Below are 18703 nucleotides of genomic sequence, written 5' to 3'. Positions count from 1 at the left end.
AAAACCTTTCGGGCCGCTTGACCGGCCCACATGGTTTCAAGGGGAGCAACAAGATGATCAAACGCAATTTGCTGGTGATGGGCCTTGCAGTCCTGCTGAGCGCCTGCGGTTTCCAGCTGCGCGGCACCGGCACCACTGAACTGGCAATCAAGGAACTCGATCTGAGTGCCCGCAATGCCTACGGCGAAACCGTGACGCAACTGCGTCAGGTGCTGGAAAGCAGTGGCGTCAAGGTCTACAGCGGCGCGCCTTACAAGCTGTTTCTGGCCGATGAGCAGGAAAGCCAGCGCATCCTCAGTTACGCGGGCGCCGGCCGTACTGGCGAGTACCAGATGAGCACGGTGCTGAGCTACGACATCCGGGGTCAGGGCAACCTGCCACTGCTGAGCGACAAGCTCGAAGTACAGAAAGTCTTCATCCATGACGGCAACAACCTGGTGGGTTCTGACCAGGAAGCCAACGATGCCCGCAAGGAAATGCGTCGTGAACTGGTTCAACGCATGATGCTGCGCCTGCAACAGCTGACCCCGACTCAGTTGGAACAGATGCAACAGACCGCTGACGCCAGGGCCAAGGCTGAAGCCGACGCACTGGAAGCGGCGCAGAAGGCTGAAGCGCAGACGCCGCGTCAGTCGCCTGTCGAACTGCCGCAGCAATAAGCCTTACGGGGCGCTCAGGCGCCCCGTACGCCTCTTCTTATGAAACTCGTCCCCGCCCAACTCGGTAAACACCTGCAAGGCGCCCTCGCGCCGGTCTACGTCATCAGTGGCGATGACCCGCTGCTGTGTCAGGAAGCCGCCGACGCCATTCGCGCGGCTGCCCGCCAACAAGGTTTCGATGAACGCCAGGTCTTCGCCGCCGACGCCAGTTTCGACTGGGGTACGCTGCTGCAGGCCGGTGCCAGCATGTCGCTGTTCGCCGAAAAACGTCTTCTGGAACTGCGTCTGCCCTCCGGCAAACCCGGAGACAAAGGCGCTGCGGCATTCATCGAGTATTGCTCGCGCCCGGCTGAAGACACGGTGCTATTGATCAGCCTGCCCAAGCTTGACGGCAGCGCGCAAAAGACCAAGTGGGGCAAGGCACTGATCGAAGGTCCGCAGACTCAGTTCGTGCAGATCTGGCCCGTGGACACCAACCAGTTGCCGAGCTGGATCCGTCAACGCCTGTCCCAGGCTGGGCTTTCCGCCAGCCAGGACGCCGTCGAACTGATCGCCGCTCGAGTCGAAGGCAACCTGCTGGCTGCCGCCCAGGAAATCGAAAAGCTCAAACTGATGGCCGAGGGTGGCCAGATCACCGTCGAAACCGTGCAAGCGGCGGTGGCCGACAGCGCGCGTTTCGATGTCTTCGGCCTGACCGATGCGATTCTTAATGGCGAGGCTGCTCACGCCCTGCGCATGCTCGAAGGGTTGCGCGGCGAAGGCGTCGAACCGCCGGTGATTCTCTGGGCGCTGGCCCGAGAGCTGCGTCTGCTGGCCAACCTGTCGCTGCAATACAGCCAGGGCGTGCCGCTGGACAAAGCTTTCAGCCAGGCCCGACCGCCGATCTGGGACAAACGCAAACCGCTGATGAGCAAGGCGCTGCAACGTTACTCTGCGCAACGCTGGGCGCAGTTGCTGCTCGAAGCACAGCGCATCGATGCGCAAATCAAAGGTCAGGCGGCGGGTTCGCCGTGGATGAGCCTTAGTCGGTTGACGCTGTTGATGGCCGGTCAGAGATTGTCGTTGCCTGCCGAGTAAAAGCAAAATCAAAAGATCGCAGCCTTCGGCAGCTCCTACAGATGAACGCGACCCATGTAGGAGCTGCCGAAGGCTGCGATCTTTTGATCTCGTTTCCTACAAATCACACCTGCATTTGCCCTATAGACAGAACCCCTACTTCGGCAGATTATTCCCCCCGCAAAACCCACTCAGTTGCGAGAAATCATCATGAGCAAAAAGCCATCGAAGCATGGCCCCAACAAGGCCAAATCCATCATCGCCCAGCCACTGTTCCGCAGCCGTCAGGAACGAGCCGGCAAAGGCAAAGGCAGCTACCGCCGCGAAGCCTTCCAGTCTAATAGCTGGGAGGCTTCTTACTTTCTGGCGGCCTGAAAGGCAAGCCATCGCTCAACATGTTAAGGTCTGCACCTGATTCGTATCCTCTGGACCTGTGCATGCCCCTTTGTCTTTCCCGTCGTTGGCACCTTCGCCAACTGATAGCTGCCTCCAGCCTCGTTCTGCTTGTCGCCTGCGCGGAAAAACCCACCGCCGCCGACGCCCAACCGCTTCAGACCCGCACCGTTGCGACGGCCCCTGCGATCATTCCGCCGGTGGTTCCAACCGGTGAAAATCTCGACATCCAGCCTACCCAGACCTTTGCCGAATGGCAGGCGGGTTTCCGAAAAGACGCCCTCGCCGCCGGTATTCGCGCCGACCTGTTCGATCGTGCTTTTGCCAATGTCAGCATGGACGACAGCGTGATCCGTGCCGATCGCAGCCAACCGGAATTTACTCGCCCGGTGTGGGAATACCTCGATGGCGCGCTGTCGCCGCTGCGGGTGCGCAAAGGTCAGGCACTGGTCAGCCAGTACGCCGACATCCTGCAAAGCATTGAGCAGCGCTACGGCGTCGACCGTCAGGCATTGGTCGCGGTGTGGGGCATGGAAAGTAACTTCGGTCAGTTCCAGGGCACCAAGTCGGTGATCAATTCCCTGGCGACCCTGGCTTATGAAGGTCGACGTCCAGGCTTTGCCCATGCGCAATTGATCGCTGCCCTGCAAATCCTGCAACAGGGCGATATCGAACCTGAGAAAATGCTCGGCTCCTGGGCCGGCGCCATGGGCCAGACCCAGTTCATTCCGACCACCTACAATACCCACGCTGTGGACTTCGACGGCGATGGCCGCCGCGATATCTGGAACAGCTCCGCAGATGCATTGGCCTCGACCGCGCACTACCTGCAAAGCTCCGGCTGGCAGAAAGGCCAGCCCTGGGGTTTCGAAGCGCAATTGCCGAGCGGCTTCAATTACGCCCTGGCCGATGGCACGCTTCGCAAGAGCGTTGCCGAATGGCGACAACTGGGGGTGACCCTGCCCAATGGCGGCCAGGTTCCAGCAGGTTCCGAACACCTGTCGGCCGCCCTGTTGCTGCCTGCAGGCTATCGCGGCCCGGCGTTCCTGGTCCTCGATAACTTCCGCGCGATTCTCAAGTACAACAACTCTTCGTCCTACGCCTTGGCCGTGAGTCTGTTGTCCGAGCGTTTCAATGGCGGCGGCTTGATCAGCGGTCTATGGCCAAAAGATGACTTGCCGCTGAGCCGTACCGAGCGAATCGAACTGCAAAACCTGCTGAGCGCCCAGAACTACGACGCAGGGACCGCCGACGGGATTATCGGCGCCAATACCCGCAAAGCGATCCGCGCCGCCCAGCAGTTCTTCGGCTGGCCGGCGGATGGCTATCCGACGCACAAGTTGCTGGAAGGGTTGCGTAGCCGCTAAAAGCATCGCGGGTAAGCCCGCTCCCACAGGTTCATAGGTGATCACAACATTGCGTACACCTTAAACCCTGTGGGAGCGGGCTTGCCCGCGATGACTGACTAACAGGCGACGAACTCTACCGCCTGATGACTACATCCTGCTCCAACACCAACGTCTTGTCCCCCGCATCCAGCCTGACCAGCGCGCCCATCGGCAGCGTCAAATTCGGATCACAGTGCCCGCTGCGCCATCCGGATAGCACCGGTATCCGCAAAGGAGCAAAGGTCTGTTTGAGCAATCTCTCCAGCGCAATCGCATCAACCCCCGCCACATCCCCCACCAGAACCCCACGCAGCTTGTGCAGCGTGCCAGCCAGACGCAAATGAGTCAGCAGCCGGTCGATGCGATACAGCCGCTCGTTAATGTCCTCGATGAACAGAATGACACCCTCGGCATCAATCTCGTAAGGCGTGCCCATGGTCGCGGCAATCATCGACAGATTGCCCCCCAGCAAACGCCCGTGAGCGATACCGGGCTCGATGGTGGTCAACGGCCAGGCCACCGGGTGAGAAAGCACACTGCCCGCCTTCACCTGCCCGCGCAGCATGTTGAAAAACGAAAACTCGGTGGGTTGCTGCTTGTCACCCAGCAGGTCAGCGTTGAGCATGGGGCCATGGAAGGTCACGAACCCTGCATAGCGACTGATGGCCGAGTGCAGTGCAGTGACGTCGCTGTAGCCGATAAACGGCTTGGCGTTGTTGCGTAGTAATTCGAAATCGATGCGATCGAGCAAACGCGGCGTACCGTAACCACCACGCAGACAGATGATGGCATCGACCTCGCTGTCGGCGAATGCGCCATGCAAGTCATTGAGCCGCACATCATCGCTGCCGGCCAGATAACCCTCTTGCTCATAAACGCCGGGAAACACGCGCAGCGAATAGCCGCGAGTGCGCATCCAGGCAATGGCTTTATCGGTGTCCAGCGCCGCGGGGCCGGCGGGCGCAATCACGCCGATCAGCCCTGCAGGTGGCAAGGCCGAAACGGGAGCATGAGGACAAAGGGTGTGGGTCGGTCGAGCAGTCATCCATGATTCTCCCTGTGAACGCTTCAGCACACAGTAGTCAGGAACGGGAATAAACAGAAGAGGGTCAATCGCACCACGGTTTGCAGGAAAAGACTGTAATCGCCGTGGGCACTGCTAAAAAAAGGCCCGCAAGGCCTGAGAAGCCTTGCGGGCCTTTTTTTGCTCTCAAAACGGGATCAGGACGACATCAGCTCGGCCTTGACCAGTTTCGCCTGCTCGTCAGCGTGGTACGAGGAACGTACCAACGGGCCGGAAGCGACGTTCTTGAAGCCCATCTTGTAACCTTCCTCGGCAAACCAGGCGAAGGTATCCGGGTGCACGAAGCGCTGGACCGGCAAGTGGCTGCGGGACGGTTGCAGGTATTGGCCCAGGGTCAGCATGTCGATGTCGTGTTCGCGCATGCGCTTCATGACTTCGATGACTTCTTCGTCGGTCTCGCCCAGACCCAGCATCAGGCCGGACTTGGTCGGAATGTGCGGCATCATCTGCTTGAAGCGTTGCAGCAGGGTCAGCGACCACTGGTAATCCGAACCCGGACGCGCAGCCTTGTACAGGCGCGGCACGGTTTCCAGGTTGTGGTTGAACACATCCGGTGGCTCGGCGGCGGTGATTTCCAGTGCGACGTCCATGCGGCCACGGTAGTCCGGGACCAGGGTCTCGAGCTGCACGTTCGGCGACAGCTTGCGGATTTCGCGGATGCAGTCGGCAAAGTGCTGGGCACCGCCGTCACGCAGGTCGTCGCGGTCTACCGAAGTGATTACGACGTACTTGAGTTTCAGGTCGGCGATGGCAATGGCCAGGCTTTCCGGCTCGTTGACGTCCAGTGGTTTCGGACGACCGTGGCCGACGTCGCAGAATGGGCAGCGACGGGTGCAGATGTCACCCATGATCATGAAGGTCGCGGTGCCGCCGGAGAAGCACTCGCCCAGGTTCGGGCAGGACGCCTCTTCGCAAACGCTGTGCAGCTTGTGTTTACGCAGCAGGGCCTTGATGCGGTCGACTTCCGGGGAAACCGGGATGCGCACGCGAATCCAGTCGGGTTTCTTCGGCAGTTCGGTGGTCGGGATGATCTTCACCGGGATGCGTGCAACCTTCTCGGCGCCGCGCAGCTTGACGCCGGCTTCAACCTTGGCACGCGGGGCCGGACGCTCGGTGACATCGAGCGTCGGGATCATGGTTTGCACTGCATCAGTAGTCATATCAGTCGATTCCGCCCGTTAGGGTCGTCTGCTCAGCATAGTCGAGGTGTCTGACGAGCTGCGCGCGCAGCCGGGCACTTACCTCGGCAAATTCAATCGATCCTGCGTGATCGCGCAGCTGGGTCATTGCCAGCCCGGCATAGCCGCAGGGATTAATCCGTCGAAACGGTTCCAGGTTCATATCCACATTCAAGGCCAGGCCATGAAAGGAGCAACCGTGGCGGATCCGCAGACCCAGAGAAGCGATTTTCGCGCCATCGACATAGACACCCGGCGCATCCGGCTTGGCCACTGCGGTGACGCCGTAGCTGGCCAGCAGCTCGATCAGGCATCGCTCCATGCGGCTGACCAGGTCACGCACGCCGAACCCCAGCTTGCGCACGTCCAGCAACAGGTAGGCCACCAATTGGCCGGGACCGTGGTAAGTCACCTGACCACCACGATCGACCTTCACCACCGGAATATCCCCCGGCAGCAACAGATGCTCAGCCTTGCCGGCCTGGCCCTGGGTGAATACCGGCGGATGTTCCACCAGCCAGATTTCGTCGGCGGCATCGCTGCCGCGTTCGTTGGTGAAGCGCTGCATGGCATGCCAGACCGGCTCGTAAGCCATCTGACCAAGTTCGCGAAAGCCCAGCGTGCCAGACATCACAGCACCATGTGCACGAAACCGGTAGCCCGCAACTCGCTGTTGATGTCGTACAGCTGTTCCTGGCCGGTGGCGATGATGTGCAACTGGATGGTCGTGTATTTGCCGTTGGTACTCTGCCGTTCGGCAAAGGTGTTGTGGTCAACGGTGGCGTGTTTCTCAAGGATCGCGATGATCTTGTCCCTGAAACCCACGCCGGTGTCGCCGATTACCTTGATCGGGTAATCCGCGCAGGGGAATTCGATTTTTGGCGCCTTTACTTCAGTGTCTGTCATGGCGTAACGGCCTCGTAAGCCGTGGCAACGGACATGGCCCCGCTCCGGATTGGAACGGGGCCATGCAGGTCCACACTAATTCAGTTGAACAAGCCGTAGAAGAATAGACGGATGCTATCCCACATGCGGCGGAAGATACCACCCTCGTCGACTGCGTCCAGAGCGATCAGGTCGGCGCTGTGCACCACCTTGTCATCCAGTTTCACTTCAACTTTACCGATCACATCGCCCTTGGCGATTGGCGCGACCAGTTGCGGGGTCATGGTCATGCTGGCGGCGAGCTTTTTCAGCTGGCCTTTTGGCAGGGTCATGGTCAGGTCTTGAGCCAGGCCGGCCTTGACTTGATTGGTAGTGCCTTTCCAGACAGGTGCCTGAGCCAGCTCGGCGCCTTTCTGATAGAAGGTCTGGGTTTCGAAGAAGCGGAAACCGTAAGTCAGCAGCTTCTGGGTTTCAGCAGCGCGGGCTACATCGCTGTTGGTGCCGAACACCACGGCGATCAGGCGCATGCCATCACGTACGGCCGAAGACACCATGCAGTAGCCGGCTTCGTCGGTGTGACCGGTTTTCAGACCGTCGACGGTCTTGTCGCGCCACAGCAGCAGGTTGCGGTTAGGCTGCTTGATGCCGTTCCAGAAGAACTCTTTCTGCGAGTAGATCGCGTAGTGAGCCGGGTCTTCGTGGATGATCGCGCGAGCCAGCACTGCCATGTCGTGAGCCGACGAGTAGTGCTCAGGGTTTGGCAAGCCGGTCGGGTTCATGAAGTGGGTGTTGGTCAGGCCCAGTTCGGCGCCGGTTTTGTTCATCAGATCGGCGAAGGCATCCTCGCTGCCGGCGATATGCTCGGCGAGCGCAACACTGGCGTCGTTACCCGACTGAATGATGATGCCGTGCAGCAGATCACTGACGGTGACTTGCGAACCCACCTTGATGAACATCCGCGAACCGCCGGTACGCCAGGCGTTCTCGCTGACGGTCACCGGGTCGTTCTCGCCGATCTGGCCGCGACGGATTTCCAGGGTCGCGATGTAAGCGGTCATCAGCTTGGTCAGGCTGGCCGGCGGCAGACGCTGGTCACCGTTGTTCTCTACCAGCACGTTGCCGCTGCTGGCGTCCATGAGTACGTAGGCTTTGGCGGCCAGTTGCGGTGGCGACGGCATCATCTCGACCGCAAAAGCGGCAGGCGAGAGGAGCAGCGGGACTAGCAGGCACAGGCGTTTGGCAAAGGTGGTGATATTCATCCGTCTCTCGAAATCGCTAATGGAAACTGCCCTAGGGCAAAACTAATCAGACAACTCTCTAAAAAGTTGTCGCGTGTTCAGTTGCTCACTCTGCAACCCTTGCCGGGCTTTTATTCTTCAACGAGCCAACAACCCGGTTCGCCCCCCCAAACCGCAGGCGAACCGTCAATCAAGTACCAGGTACTACTCGGCGCTGACCAGGCTCGGCGAACCGAGGTTGGCCAGCCGCACGCTGTTCTGCACCTGCTGGATTTCACCCGGCGAGCCGATCGGCCCCAGGCGCACCCGATGCAGGGTCTGCTGGTTACGCACGATCGAACTGATGAACACCGGAGCGCTCACCATCCCGCTGAGCTTCGATCTCAGGAGTTCTGCAGCGTCCGGGTTGGCGAACGCGCCCACCTGCAGATACTGGCCAGAGGCTGGTACAGAAGCGTTTTTTTTTGCATCGATCTGCACAGGCACAACGGCCGCGGCGTGCTGCTGCGGCGGTGGCGTCCACTGCTCGACGGTGCCGGTGGAGGCCGTCACAGTCGGCGCGGCACTTTGCGCCACTTGCGGCTCATTAAGCATCAACGGCGCCGGACGGCCCTTCTGTGCCCACCATTGCTGCGGGTCGATGCCTTCGACCTTGACCCGCGCGGTACCGGTTTCGGCATAGCCGAGCTTCTTGGCCGCTGCATAGGACAAGTCGATGATCCGGTCCGAGTAGAACGGCCCACGATCGTTGACCCGCAGAATCACGCTCTTGTTGTTGTCCAGGTTGGTCACCCGAACGTAACTTGGCAGTGGCAAGGTCTTGTGCGCGGCGCTCATGCCATACAAGTCATACACCTCGCCGTTGGCGGTGTTCTGACCATGGAACTTGGTGCCGTACCAGGACGCAGTACCCGAGGCCACGTAGGTCTTGGATTCTTGCAACGGGAAATAAGTCTTGCCCAGCACGGTGTACGGGTTGGCTTTATAAGGGCCGCTGTGCAGGGTCGGCGTGGCATCCGGGATGCGCGATACGTCGACGTCCCACCAGGGTGCGCCATCCTTGTGAGCCCGGTTGATATCCAGGCCAGGTGCCGAACGAGCGGCGGTCGGAGACTTCTGAGCCGGCGCACGGCTGGTCGAACAACTGGCGACCAGAACCGTCAACGCGGCGAATGCCATGAGCTTCAGGGGTTTACTCATAGGCAATGCCCGCATTACTTGACGCCCCGTGCTTGGACCAGCTGTTCAGACAGTTGATGTACGGCCATGGCGTACATCACGCTGCGGTTATAACGCGTGATCGCGTAAAAATTCGTCAGGCCCATCCAGTATTCGGGGCCATTGTCACCTTCCAGGCGGAAAGCCGTGACCGGCATATCATCGCGCAGCGCATCATGACTCGACCAGCCCAGCGCCCGCAACTCCCCGACGGTTTTCGTCGGTTCAATGCCTGCGGTCAAACCCTCGTCTACCTGATCGCCACGCACATCGGCGCGGCTGACCACAGGTTCGCCGGCGACCCAGCCGTGACGCTTGAAATAACTGGCGACGCTGCCGATGGCATCGTCCGGGTTGTTCCAGATATTAATGTGGCCGTCACCGTCGAAATCCACAGCATAGGCGCGAAAACTGCTCGGCATGAACTGCGGCAAGCCCATGGCCCCGGCGTAGGAGCCTTTGAGGGTCAACGGGTCCACCTGCTCTTCGCGGGCCAGCAGCAGGAACTCACGCAATTCCTTGCGGAAGAATTCGGCACGGGGAGGATAGTCGAAACCCAGGGTCGACAAGGCATCGATTACCCGGAAATTACCGGTATTTCGACCAAAAAAGGTCTCGACGCCGATAATCGAGACGATCACCTGCGCCGGCACGCCGTATTCCTGCTCGGCACGAGCCAGGACCGCTTCGTGCTGACGCCAGAAGTCCACACCACGGGCGATGCGCGCATCGGTGATGAACATCGGGCGATATTCTTTCCACTGTTTAACCCGTTCGGCGGGTTTGGAGATCGCGTCCAGAATCGACTGTTTGCGCTCGGCTTCGCGGAACACGCCCATCAGCTGTTCACCGGCAAAGCCATAGTCGCGGGTCATTTCACCGACGAACTCGGCCACCTGGGGTGAGCCTTCGTAATCGCCGGCCAACGCTTGCTGCGCTGTGCCAAGGATGCTTACCAGGCCGACCCATGGCGCGTACCGAGCCGCCCAGCCACGCATTACTTGCATTGAAATCTTCACCTTATTCAAACCTGTGCGATCCACTTACGATGGGTATGGATCGACATCAAAACCCCAAACGCTGACAGTAGCGTCACCAGCGAAGTTCCTCCGTAGCTAATGAACGGCAACGGCACCCCCACAACCGGCAACAGGCCACTGACCATACCGATGTTGACGAAAACGTAAACAAAAAACGTCATGGTCAGGCTGCCCGCGAGCAATTTGCCGAACAATGTCTGAGCCTGGGCGGTAATCACCAACCCGCGACCGATCAACAGCAGGTAAATCAGCAACAATGCGCAGATGCCCACCAGGCCGAACTCTTCGCCCATCACCGCAATAATAAAGTCGGTGTGGCTTTCCGGCAGGAAGTCCAGGTGCGACTGGGTGCCGAGCAACCAGCCTTTACCAAACACTCCGCCGGAACCGATGGCGGCTTTCGACTGAATGATGTTCCAGCCGGTACCCAGCGGATCGCTCTCCGGGTCGAGGAACGTCAGGACGCGTTGCTTCTGGTAGTCGTGCATCACGAAGTACCACATGGCTACAGACACCGGCACGGCGGCAGCAATCACGCTGAGAATCCAGCGCCAGCGCAGGCCGCCCATAAACAATACGAACGCGCCACCCGCCAGGATCAACAACGAAGTGCCAAGGTCGGGCTGACGCACGATCAGAATGAACGGCAATCCGATCAGAAACAGGCTGATGCCCACATGCTTGAGTTGTGGCGGCAAGGAGCGCTTGGCCAGGTACCAGGCGATGGTTGCCGGCATCAGGATCTTCATGAATTCCGAGGGCTGGAAGCGGATCACCCCCGGAATGTTGATCCAGCGCGTGGCGCCCATGGCGTTGTGGCCCATGACATCCACCACCACCAGCAACAGCACGCCAATCACATAACCGACCGGCACCCAACGGGCCATGAAGCGCGGCTCGAACTGGGCGATGACGATCATCGATACCAGACCGATGCCGAAGGAAGTGGCTTGCTTGGCCAGCAGATCCCAGCTTTTGCCACTGGCCGAATACAGCACGAACAGGCTGCCGGCAGCCAGGGTCAGCAGCAGAATCAGCAACGGGCCGTCGATGTGCATGCGTTGCAGCAGCGTCGCACGGCGACGCATCACATCCTCGCTGGAGAGGATGCGATCGAAATTACTCTTCACGGGCCGTAGCCTCCGCACTGATAGGGCTGGCGTATTCGGCTTTCAGTCGGCCGTCCTGGTCCAGGAGCCAGGCGTCCATGATTTGACGCACCACTGGTGCGGCGACGCCGGAACCGGACTCGCCGTTCTCGACCATCACCGACACTACGATTTGCGGGTTGTCGGCCGGCGCGAAGCCGACGAACAAGGCGTGGTCGCGGTGACGCTCCTGAACCTTGGAGCGGTCGTACTTTTCACCCTGCTTGATCGCGACCACCTGAGCCGTACCACTCTTGCCGGCAATCCGGTATTGAGCACCGATGGAGGCCTTGCGCGCCGTACCGCGGGCACCGTGCATCACCTGCTGCATGCCGTGGTTGACCTTGGTCCAGTCCGACGGGTCACGCAGGACGATGTCCGGCATGGGGTTTTCGTCCTTCGGCCGCTCGCCTTCGACAGTCTTCGCCAGGTGCGGACGGTTCCAGACGCCTTTGTTGGCCACCAGCGCTGTGGCCTGCGCCAGTTGCAACGGAGTCGATTGCATATAGCCTTGACCGATCCCCAGAATCAGCGTCTCGCCCGGGAACCAGGCCTGACGACGGGTCGCGCGCTTCCATTCCCGGGTCGGCATCAACCCCGGCGACTCTTCGAACATGTCCAGGGAGACCTTCTGGCCAATGCCGAATTTGCTCATGTACGCCGACAACCGATCGATCCCCAGCTTGTGGGCCAGGTCATAGAAGTAGGTGTCGTTGGAACGCATGATCGCCGTGTCCAGATCCACGTACCCGTCGCCGGTACGGTTCCAGTTACGGTATTTGTGATCGTAGTTGGGCAATTGGTAGTAACCGGGATCGTAGACCCGGCTCGACGCCGTAACCACGCCCGCATCCAGACCGGCAATCGCCACCGCCGGTTTAATCGTCGAGCCCGGCGGGTACAGACCGCGCAACACGCGGTTGAACAGTGGCCGGTCGATGGAATCGCGCAACTCGGAATAGGCTTTGAAGCTGATGCCGGTGACGAACAGGTTCGGGTCGAAACTCGGCTGACTGACCATCGCCAGCACTTCGCCGGTTTTCGGGTCCAGCGCCACCACCGCGCCACGGCGACCGCCCAGTGCGGCTTCGGCGGCTTCCTGCAATTTGATGTCCAGGCTCAGGACTATGTCCTTGCCGGGAATCGGATCAGTACGCTTGAGCACGCGCAATACACGGCCTCGTGCGTTGGTTTCGACTTCCTCGTAACCCACCTGGCCGTGCAATTCGGGCTCATAAAAACGCTCGATGCCGGTCTTGCCAATGTGGTGGGTGCCGCTGTAGTTGACCGGATCGAGCGACTTCAGCTCTTTCTCGTTGATCCGCCCCATGTAACCCACCGAGTGCGCAAAGTGCGCGCCCTGCGGGTAATGCCGCACCAGCTGCGCGACCACTTCCACACCAGGCAGGCGGAACTGGTTCACCGCGATGCGGGCGATCTGCTCTTCGGTCAGTTCGAACAGGATAGGCACCGGCTCAAACGGCCGGCGCCCCTGACGCATGCGCTTCTCGAAGATCACCCGGTCCTCGGGCGTCAGCTCCAGCACCTCGACGATCACGTCGAGCACTTGCTGCCAGTTGCCGGAGCGTTCGCGGGTCATGCTCAGGCTGAAGCTCGGCCGGTTGTCGGCCACTACGACGCCATTGCGGTCGAAAATCAACCCGCGAGTCGGCGGAATCGGCTGCACATGGACGCGGTTGTTTTCCGACAGGGTCGAGTGGTACTCGTACTGGATCACCTGAAGGAAATACAGCCGCGCGATCAGCACGCCAATCAGCGCCACCACTGCAATGGCCCCGAACACGACGCGGCCACGCACTAGACGGGCGTCTTTTTCGTGGTCCTTGATGCGGATCGGCTGGGGCATGAGGGCAGAACTACTTGTGATAAGGGTGGCCGGACAGGACTGTCCAGGCACGATACAGCTGTTCGCCGATCAGAATCCGCACCAATGGGTGCGGCAACGTCAACGGCGACAACGACCAGCGTTGATCCGCCCGGGCACAGACTTCCGGCGCCAGCCCCTCGGGGCCGCCGACCATGAAATTCACCGTGCGCGAGTCCAGCCGCCAGCGATCGAGTTCGACCGCCAGTTGCTCGGTGCTCCAGGGCTTGCCGTGGACTTCGAGGGTGACAACGCGCTCGTTCGGCCCGACCTTGGCCAGCATGGCTTCGCCTTCCTGACGGATAAAGCGCGCCACGTCGGCGTTCTTGCCGCGGGTGTTGAGCGGAATTTCCACCAGTTCCAGCGCCAACTCGGACGGAAGACGCTTGGCATATTCATGCCAGCCTTCTTCCACCCATTTGGGCATGCGTGAACCGACGGCGATCAGTCGCAGTCGCACAGCGGTCCCTTATTGCTGGTCTTTGTTGAGCTTGATGAAATGCTCATGGGTGTTTTCCGGGCTGTGGTGCGCGGCGCTGCCGGCACGGCTCTGCTCGGCACCCTGCCACAAACGCTCCAGGTCATAGAACTGGCGAGCGCTGGCAGTCATCATGTGCACGATGACATCGTCCATATCCAGCAACACCCAGTCGCTGTCGCCCTTGCCTTCTTCACCCAACGGCTTGACGCCCTGGGCCTTGACCGCCTCGCGGACCTTATCCAGCATCGCGCCGATCTGACGGTTGGAAGTACCGGTAGCGATGATCATGAAATCAGTGATGCTCTGCTTTTCACGAACGTCGATCACCAGAACATCCTGGGCTTTGACGTCTTCCAGGGCCGCTACGGCGACCTTGACCAGCTCTTCGCCGCGCAGCTCCGGCCCGGTATTAGCCACTACTGGCAGCGGAGCGCTCTTGAATGTGCCCTTGCGCTTTACTTTGTTTACGTCTTTGTCAGTCATATAAAACTCGTTTTGCTCGTATGTTCGGGCGCTTCGATACACGCATTCACGTGCCTTGAAGCGCGCCCTTTTTCAGTTCGACGCACGGTAAAGCCCGTGCGCATCGATGTAGGCCAGGACCGCGTCGGGCACCAGGAAACGTACCGACTTACCGCTGGCCAGCAGTTGACGGATCTGGGTGGCGGATACCGCGAGCGGCGTCTGCCAGACGAATGCAATCTGTCCGCTCGGCCCTTTGAGGGCCAGCGGGTCGCTCACCGAGCGCGCTGCCAGCAGGTTGCGCAAGGCATCCGGCGGTTCGCTGTCGGCATCCGGGCGTTGCAGCACCAGGATGTGGCAATGCTGGAGCAACTCTTCCCAGCGGTGCCAAGTGGGCAGGCCGCAAAATGCGTCCCAGCCCAAAAGTAGAAAAACCTGGTCTGGGGCGGCCAATTCGGCACGCATCAGTTCCAGGGTATCGATAGTGTAGGACGGTTTGTCCCGCTGCAATTCGCGAGCGTCCACCACCAACGGTGGCACACCGGCCACCGCGCACTTGACCATCGCCAGACGGTCCTTCGCCGACACTTGCGGCGTACCGCGATGAGGCGGCCTGGCACTGGGTGTCAGACGCAACTCATCAAGCGCCAGCGATTCGGCGACTTCCAGCGCACCACGCAAATGGCCGATGTGCACCGGATCGAAGGTCCCGCCCAGTACGCCAATGCGTCGAGGCTGGGGCTCGCTGGCGGTCACTTGGGCTGACGGGTCGAAGTCGCCCAAGTCAGACCGACTCCTGGCCGCGCAACTGACCGTCACCGACCACGATGTACTTCTCGCAGGTCAGCCCTTCGAGGCCCACCGGGCCGCGGGCGTGCAGCTTATCAGTAGAAATGCCAATCTCGGCACCCAATCCGTATTCGAAGCCATCGGCGAAGCACGTCGGGGTGTTGATCATGACCGAAGACGAATCGACTTCGGCCACGAAACGCCGGGTGTCGGCCAGGTTTTCGCTGACGATCGAATCGGTGTGATGGGAGCCGTACTTATTAATGTGCTCGATGGCCTGATCCAGACCGTCGACCACACGGATCGAGAGGATCGGCGCCAGGTATTCGGTGTGCCAGTCTTCTTCAGTGGCCGCTACGGCCTCAATGATCGCCCGAGTGCGCTCGCAACCGCGCAGTTCGACGCCTTTTTCGCGGAACTGGGCAGCCATCGATGGCAGGAACTCCTTGGCAACCGATTCATCCACCAGCAAGGTTTCCATGGCGCCACAGATGCCATAACGATAAGTCTTGGCGTTGAACGCAATGCGCTGGGCTTTCGGCAGATCGGCATGGGCACTGACGTAGACGTGACAGATGCCGTCCAGGTGCTTGATGACGGGCACGCGGGCATCGCGACTGACCCGTTCGATCAAGCCACGGCCACCACGGGGCACGATAACGTCGACGTATTCCGGCATGGTGATCAGTGCGCCGACGGCGGCACGGTCGGTGGTTTCGACTACTTGCACCACCGCGGCCGGCAGACCGGCCTCGGCCAGGCCCCGCTGGATGCAGGCGGCAATCGCACGGTTGGAATGAATCGCCTCGGAGCCGCCACGCAGGATGGTCGCGTTGCCGGACTTCAGGCACAGGCTGGCGGCATCGATGGTCACGTTCGGCCGTGATTCGTAGATGATCCCGATCACGCCCAATGGCACGCGCATCTTGCCGACCTGGATGCCAGACGGGCGATAACTCATGTCGCGGATTGCCCCAACCGGGTCCGGCAATGCCGCGACCTGGCGTAAACCGACGATCATGCCGTCGATGCGCGCAGGGGTCAGTGCCAGGCGTTCAAGCAGAGCAGGCTCGAGACCGTTGGCGCGGCCGGCGGCCAAATCCAGCTCATTGGCTGCCGTCAGCTCGGCGCGTGCCGCGTCCAGCGCATTGGCAGCCGCCTGCAAGGCGCGGTTTTTCTGCGCGGTGCTGGCACGGCCGATCACGCGGGAAGCTTCGCGGGCGGCGCGACCCAAACGGGTCATGTAGTCAAGAACGGACTCAGTCATGGTCTGCAATGGTCTTTGCTAAGGTCTTGGTAAAGAGTAAAGCGGCAGATTATAGCTGTCGCGTCCCGGGACTAACAGCGGTGACAGGCGGATGGTCGAAATGGAGCGCAATTTGCCGATGTTCAGCCGGGATTAAGCTGCATATTGTTATCATCACGACTCAATCAGCCCTGATAAACGCTGTTCATCATGACCAACCTGCCTGTTTCTGCATCCACTACGCGCCAGCCCAAGGGGCTGCCGGATGCATTTTTCGATCGCGATGCCCAAACGCTGGCCCGGGATTTACTGGGCAAAATCATCCGTCATCGGGTCGGCGACCTGTGGCTCAGTGCCCGGATTATCGAGACCGAAGCCTATTACTGCGAAGAAAAAGGCAGCCACGCCTCCCTTGGCTACACAGAAAAGCGTAAGGCTTTGTTTCTGGATGGCGGCCACATCTATATGTATTACGCCCGCGGCGGCGATTCCCTGAACTTCAGCGCTCAGGGGCCAGGCAATGCAGTGCTGATCAAATCCGCCTATCCATGGGTCGACGAACTGAGCGGGCCGGCGAGCCTGGCGCAGATGCTATTGAACAATCCCGATGCCCAAGGCCGCCCTCGCCCCTCGCAAAAACTGTGTGCCGGGCAGACGCTGCTCTGCAAGGCGCTGGGGCTGAAGGTGCCGGTCTGGGATGCCAAGCGCTTCGACCATGAAGTGCTGCTGGTGGAAGATGTCGGGCCGGCGCCCGGGCACATCATCCAGACCACACGCCTGGGCATTCCCCACGGGCGCGACGAACATTTGATGTACCGTTTTGTTGATGCGGCTTACGCACTTTACTGCACGCGCAACCCGCTGCGCCGGGGGCAAGTCGAAGGTCGCGATTATTTTTTGTTGTCCTGATACCTGCTGAATCTTGATGCAAAGGAGATCCCTGTGGGAGCGGGCTTGCCCGCGATAGGGCCATACCGGTCGACATTAAGGCTGACTGTCACGGCGCCATCGCGGGCAAGCCCGCTCCCACAGGGTTTTATGGTGTTGTTTAAATTGTGCTCGCCCACCAAGGGCCAATTGAATCAGATGGAGTTGTTTTTATGGGCCCATGGCTCGATAGCGTGACCGGTTGGTTGACAGTCAATCCGCAATGGCTGGCCGCGGCAGTGTTCGTAGTGGCTTGTATGGAATGCCTGGCGATTGTCGGACTGATCGTGCCTGGCACGGTGTTGCTGTTTGCCGTGACGGTGCTGGCCGGCAGTGGCGCGTTGTCATTGGGTGAAACGCTGCTGCTGGGTTTCCTCGGCGGCGTGCTGGGCGACATCGTTTCGTACTTTTTAGGGCGACATTTCCACCAGAACATCCGTCGCTTGCCGGGGTTGCGCCATCATCCGGAATGGATGGCCGGGGCCGAGGCTTATTTCCAGCGTTATGGCATCGCCAGCCTGTTGGTCGGACGCTTTATCGGCCCGCTGCGGCCAATGCTGCCAATGGTCGCCGGGATGTTCGACATGCCCTTCCCGCGCTTCGCCGTCGTCAGCCTGTTGGCTGCCGCGGGCTGGAGCCTCGCCTATCTCCTGCCGGGCTGGGCCACCGGGGCGGCGATCCGCTTGCCATTGCCGGAAGGTTTCTGGCTTGAAGCCGGGATTGTCGCCGGCAGCATTGCGGTGATGGTCGGTCTGAGCGCAAACAGCAGCCTGCGCCGCCATCGCCGGGCGACCATCTGGATCAGCAGCATGAGCCTGTTGATCCTGATCGGCCTGTTCATCGGCTACCCGCACCTGACCGCCCTCGACCAAGGATTGATGACCCTGATACAGGAACACCGCAGCCCGGTGCTCGATGAAGTGGCTGTGGTGTTCACGTTGATTGGCGAATTCCGCAACATGTTTATGCTCAGCGCGCTGCTGACAGTCTTGCTGTTACTGACACGACAATGGCGACACGCGATCTTCGCCGGCGGCACCCTGCTGTTCACCGCGCTGGGCAACACCGCGACCAAGCACTTTTTCGCCCGCGTGCGCCCGGAAGTGCTGAGTGATCCACTGACCAGCTACAGCATGCCCAGCGGTCATGCCTCGGGCTCTTTCGCGCTGTTCTTGACGCTCGCGGTGCTGGCGGGTCGCGGACAACCGCCGCGCATGCGCCTGACCTGGTTATTGGTGGGCTGCTTGCCGGCGCTGACGATTTCCTTTTCACGGGTGTACCTGGGCGCGCACTGGCCGACCGATGTACTGGCCGGCGCGATGCTGGCGGCATGCGTGTGTGCGGCCAGCCTTTGGCTGACTCAACGCCAGACCTCGCTCAACGCCATGCCGCCGAAAATCTGGTGGCTGGTGCTGCCTTCATTGGTAGCGTTGTTCGGTTTCTTTGTGTTGAGGCACATGCCGCATGCGATGTTGAGGTATGCGTATTGATGCCGTAACCCTGTAGCAGCTGCCGAGCCTGCGAGGCGGCGTTCGAGGACGAAGTCCTCGCAAATCCTGCTTATGCGGTTTGCCTGAAAGACGGCATTGTCGGTTTTGCGGCGGCTTCGCCGCCGAACGCCGCCTC

At 60.5% G+C, this 18703-nt stretch carries 19 protein-coding genes; 6 read left to right on the top strand and 13 right to left on the bottom strand.

What is annotated here, in order from left to right; genetic code table 11:
• Positions 1–53: 53 nt before the first annotated feature.
• The 4 genes from lptE (at position 54) to JFU11_RS21810 (ending at position 3475) form a co-directional block, all read left to right on the top strand.
• A complete protein-coding gene (lptE, locus tag JFU11_RS21825) occupies positions 54–659 on the top strand; it encodes an LPS assembly lipoprotein LptE (protein WP_123720526.1) in 606 nt (201 codons plus the stop codon).
• A 39-nt stretch (positions 660–698) separates the two neighbouring features.
• Positions 699–1736, top strand: a complete 1038-nt coding sequence (gene holA, locus JFU11_RS21820) for a DNA polymerase III subunit delta (protein ID WP_201062074.1) — start codon at positions 699–701, stop codon at positions 1734–1736.
• 189 nt (positions 1737–1925) lie between these two features.
• On the top strand, positions 1926–2090 hold the full coding sequence (gene arfA / locus JFU11_RS21815; protein WP_003176285.1) for an alternative ribosome rescue factor ArfA: 165 nt from the start codon (positions 1926–1928) through the stop codon (positions 2088–2090).
• Between the two features lie 62 nt (positions 2091–2152).
• On the top strand, positions 2153–3475 hold the full coding sequence (locus tag JFU11_RS21810; RefSeq protein ID WP_201062073.1) for a lytic murein transglycosylase: 1323 nt from the start codon (positions 2153–2155) through the stop codon (positions 3473–3475).
• Positions 3476–3590: 115 nt separating this feature from the next.
• Here JFU11_RS21810 and JFU11_RS21805 read toward each other — a convergent pair whose 3' ends face one another.
• The 13 genes from JFU11_RS21805 to JFU11_RS21745 all read right to left on the bottom strand — a co-directional run bounded on the left by JFU11_RS21805 (position 3591) and on the right by JFU11_RS21745 (position 16171).
• A complete protein-coding gene (locus tag JFU11_RS21805; RefSeq protein ID WP_201062072.1) occupies positions 3591–4541 on the bottom strand; it encodes an LD-carboxypeptidase in 951 nt (316 codons plus the stop codon).
• Between the two features lie 176 nt (positions 4542–4717).
• Entirely contained in the window at positions 4718–5716 is a 999-nt protein-coding gene (lipA, locus tag JFU11_RS21800) for a lipoyl synthase (RefSeq protein WP_161794746.1), read from the bottom strand.
• A gap of 25 nt (positions 5717–5741) precedes the next feature.
• A complete protein-coding gene (lipB, locus tag JFU11_RS21795; RefSeq protein WP_201062071.1) occupies positions 5742–6389 on the bottom strand; it encodes a lipoyl(octanoyl) transferase LipB in 648 nt (215 codons plus the stop codon).
• Positions 6389–6664 (bottom strand): DUF493 domain-containing protein, encoded by a 276-nt coding sequence (locus tag JFU11_RS21790; RefSeq protein WP_052967109.1) that lies wholly within the window; start codon positions 6662–6664, stop codon positions 6389–6391. Before JFU11_RS21790 ends, lipB begins: the two co-directional genes overlap by 1 nt.
• Positions 6665–6744: 80 nt before the next feature.
• Positions 6745–7902, bottom strand: coding sequence for a D-alanyl-D-alanine carboxypeptidase family protein (locus JFU11_RS21785; protein ID WP_123720530.1), 1158 nt, complete (start codon positions 7900–7902; stop codon positions 6745–6747).
• Positions 7903–8085: 183 nt separating this feature from the next.
• Positions 8086–9096 (bottom strand): septal ring lytic transglycosylase RlpA family protein, encoded by a 1011-nt coding sequence (locus JFU11_RS21780; protein WP_201121364.1) that lies wholly within the window; start codon positions 9094–9096, stop codon positions 8086–8088.
• Positions 9096–10106 carry a lytic murein transglycosylase B gene (gene mltB, locus JFU11_RS21775; protein WP_201062069.1) on the bottom strand — a complete coding sequence of 337 codons (1011 nt, stop codon included), beginning with the start codon at positions 10104–10106 and terminating at the stop codon, positions 9096–9098. The genes JFU11_RS21780 and mltB overlap by 1 nt, the downstream gene beginning before the upstream one ends.
• Before the next feature lie 17 nt (positions 10107–10123).
• Positions 10124–11227 carry a rod shape-determining protein RodA gene (gene rodA, locus JFU11_RS21770; protein ID WP_201121367.1) on the bottom strand — a complete coding sequence of 368 codons (1104 nt, stop codon included), beginning with the start codon at positions 11225–11227 and terminating at the stop codon, positions 10124–10126.
• 31 nt (positions 11228–11258) lie between these two features.
• Complete coding sequence (mrdA, locus tag JFU11_RS21765; RefSeq protein WP_052967105.1) at positions 11259–13154, bottom strand: penicillin-binding protein 2; 1896 nt, start codon at positions 13152–13154, stop codon at positions 11259–11261.
• Between the two features lie 10 nt (positions 13155–13164).
• Entirely contained in the window at positions 13165–13632 is a 468-nt protein-coding gene (rlmH, locus tag JFU11_RS21760) for a 23S rRNA (pseudouridine(1915)-N(3))-methyltransferase RlmH (RefSeq protein WP_007937439.1), read from the bottom strand.
• Positions 13633–13641: 9 nt separating this feature from the next.
• Positions 13642–14136 carry a ribosome silencing factor gene (gene rsfS, locus JFU11_RS21755; protein WP_038981377.1) on the bottom strand — a complete coding sequence of 165 codons (495 nt, stop codon included), beginning with the start codon at positions 14134–14136 and terminating at the stop codon, positions 13642–13644.
• A gap of 72 nt (positions 14137–14208) precedes the next feature.
• Entirely contained in the window at positions 14209–14898 is a 690-nt protein-coding gene (nadD, locus tag JFU11_RS21750; protein ID WP_008009047.1) for a nicotinate-nucleotide adenylyltransferase, read from the bottom strand.
• Between the two features lies 1 nt (position 14899).
• Positions 14900–16171: a glutamate-5-semialdehyde dehydrogenase gene (locus JFU11_RS21745; protein ID WP_201087468.1), complete on the bottom strand. Its 1272-nt coding sequence runs from the start codon at positions 16169–16171 to the stop codon at positions 14900–14902.
• A gap of 189 nt (positions 16172–16360) precedes the next feature.
• Between JFU11_RS21745 and JFU11_RS21740 the strand changes: the two genes are divergently transcribed.
• Both JFU11_RS21740 and JFU11_RS21735 read left to right on the top strand, forming a co-directional pair.
• Positions 16361–17059: a DNA-3-methyladenine glycosylase gene (locus JFU11_RS21740; protein WP_123359087.1), complete on the top strand. Its 699-nt coding sequence runs from the start codon at positions 16361–16363 to the stop codon at positions 17057–17059.
• 191 nt (positions 17060–17250) lie between these two features.
• A complete protein-coding gene (locus JFU11_RS21735) occupies positions 17251–18567 on the top strand; it encodes a bifunctional DedA family/phosphatase PAP2 family protein (RefSeq protein WP_201062067.1) in 1317 nt (438 codons plus the stop codon).
• Positions 18568–18703 lie beyond the last annotated feature (136 nt).

This window comes from Pseudomonas sp. TH37, from assembly GCF_016650735.1.
In the GTDB taxonomy this organism is placed as follows: Bacteria; Pseudomonadota; Gammaproteobacteria; order Pseudomonadales; family Pseudomonadaceae; genus Aquipseudomonas; species Aquipseudomonas farris.
Note: the sequence above shows the minus strand (reverse complement) of the source record. Positions and strands in the feature narration are given on the sequence as shown.

Coding starts and splice junctions, on each gene's coding strand:
- lptE (WP_123720526.1), top strand. CDS start 54: ATGATCAAACGCAATTTGCTGGTGATGGGCCTTGCAGTCCTGCTGAGC.
- holA (WP_201062074.1), top strand. CDS start 699: ATGAAACTCGTCCCCGCCCAACTCGGTAAACACCTGCAAGGCGCCCTC.
- arfA (WP_003176285.1), top strand. CDS start 1,926: ATGAGCAAAAAGCCATCGAAGCATGGCCCCAACAAGGCCAAATCCATC.
- JFU11_RS21810 (WP_201062073.1), top strand. CDS start 2,153: ATGCCCCTTTGTCTTTCCCGTCGTTGGCACCTTCGCCAACTGATAGCT.
- JFU11_RS21805 (WP_201062072.1), bottom strand. CDS start 4,541: ATGACTGCTCGACCGACCCACACCCTTTGTCCTCATGCTCCCGTTTCG.
- lipA (WP_161794746.1), bottom strand. CDS start 5,716: ATGATCCCGACGCTCGATGTCACCGAGCGTCCGGCCCCGCGTGCCAAG.
- lipB (WP_201062071.1), bottom strand. CDS start 6,389: ATGTCTGGCACGCTGGGCTTTCGCGAACTTGGTCAGATGGCTTACGAG.
- JFU11_RS21790 (WP_052967109.1), bottom strand. CDS start 6,664: ATGACAGACACTGAAGTAAAGGCGCCAAAAATCGAATTCCCCTGCGCG.
- JFU11_RS21785 (WP_123720530.1), bottom strand. CDS start 7,902: ATGAATATCACCACCTTTGCCAAACGCCTGTGCCTGCTAGTCCCGCTG.
- JFU11_RS21780 (WP_201121364.1), bottom strand. CDS start 9,096: ATGCGGGCATTGCCTATGAGTAAACCCCTGAAGCTCATGGCATTCGCC.
- mltB (WP_201062069.1), bottom strand. CDS start 10,106: ATGCAAGTAATGCGTGGCTGGGCGGCTCGGTACGCGCCATGGGTCGGC.
- rodA (WP_201121367.1), bottom strand. CDS start 11,227: ATGCGTCGCCGTGCGACGCTGCTGCAACGCATGCACATCGACGGCCCG.
- mrdA (WP_052967105.1), bottom strand. CDS start 13,154: ATGCCCCAGCCGATCCGCATCAAGGACCACGAAAAAGACGCCCGTCTA.
- rsfS (WP_038981377.1), bottom strand. CDS start 14,136: ATGACTGACAAAGACGTAAACAAAGTAAAGCGCAAGGGCACATTCAAG.
- JFU11_RS21745 (WP_201087468.1), bottom strand. CDS start 16,171: ATGACTGAGTCCGTTCTTGACTACATGACCCGTTTGGGTCGCGCCGCC.
- JFU11_RS21740 (WP_123359087.1), top strand. CDS start 16,361: ATGACCAACCTGCCTGTTTCTGCATCCACTACGCGCCAGCCCAAGGGG.
- JFU11_RS21735 (WP_201062067.1), top strand. CDS start 17,251: ATGGGCCCATGGCTCGATAGCGTGACCGGTTGGTTGACAGTCAATCCG.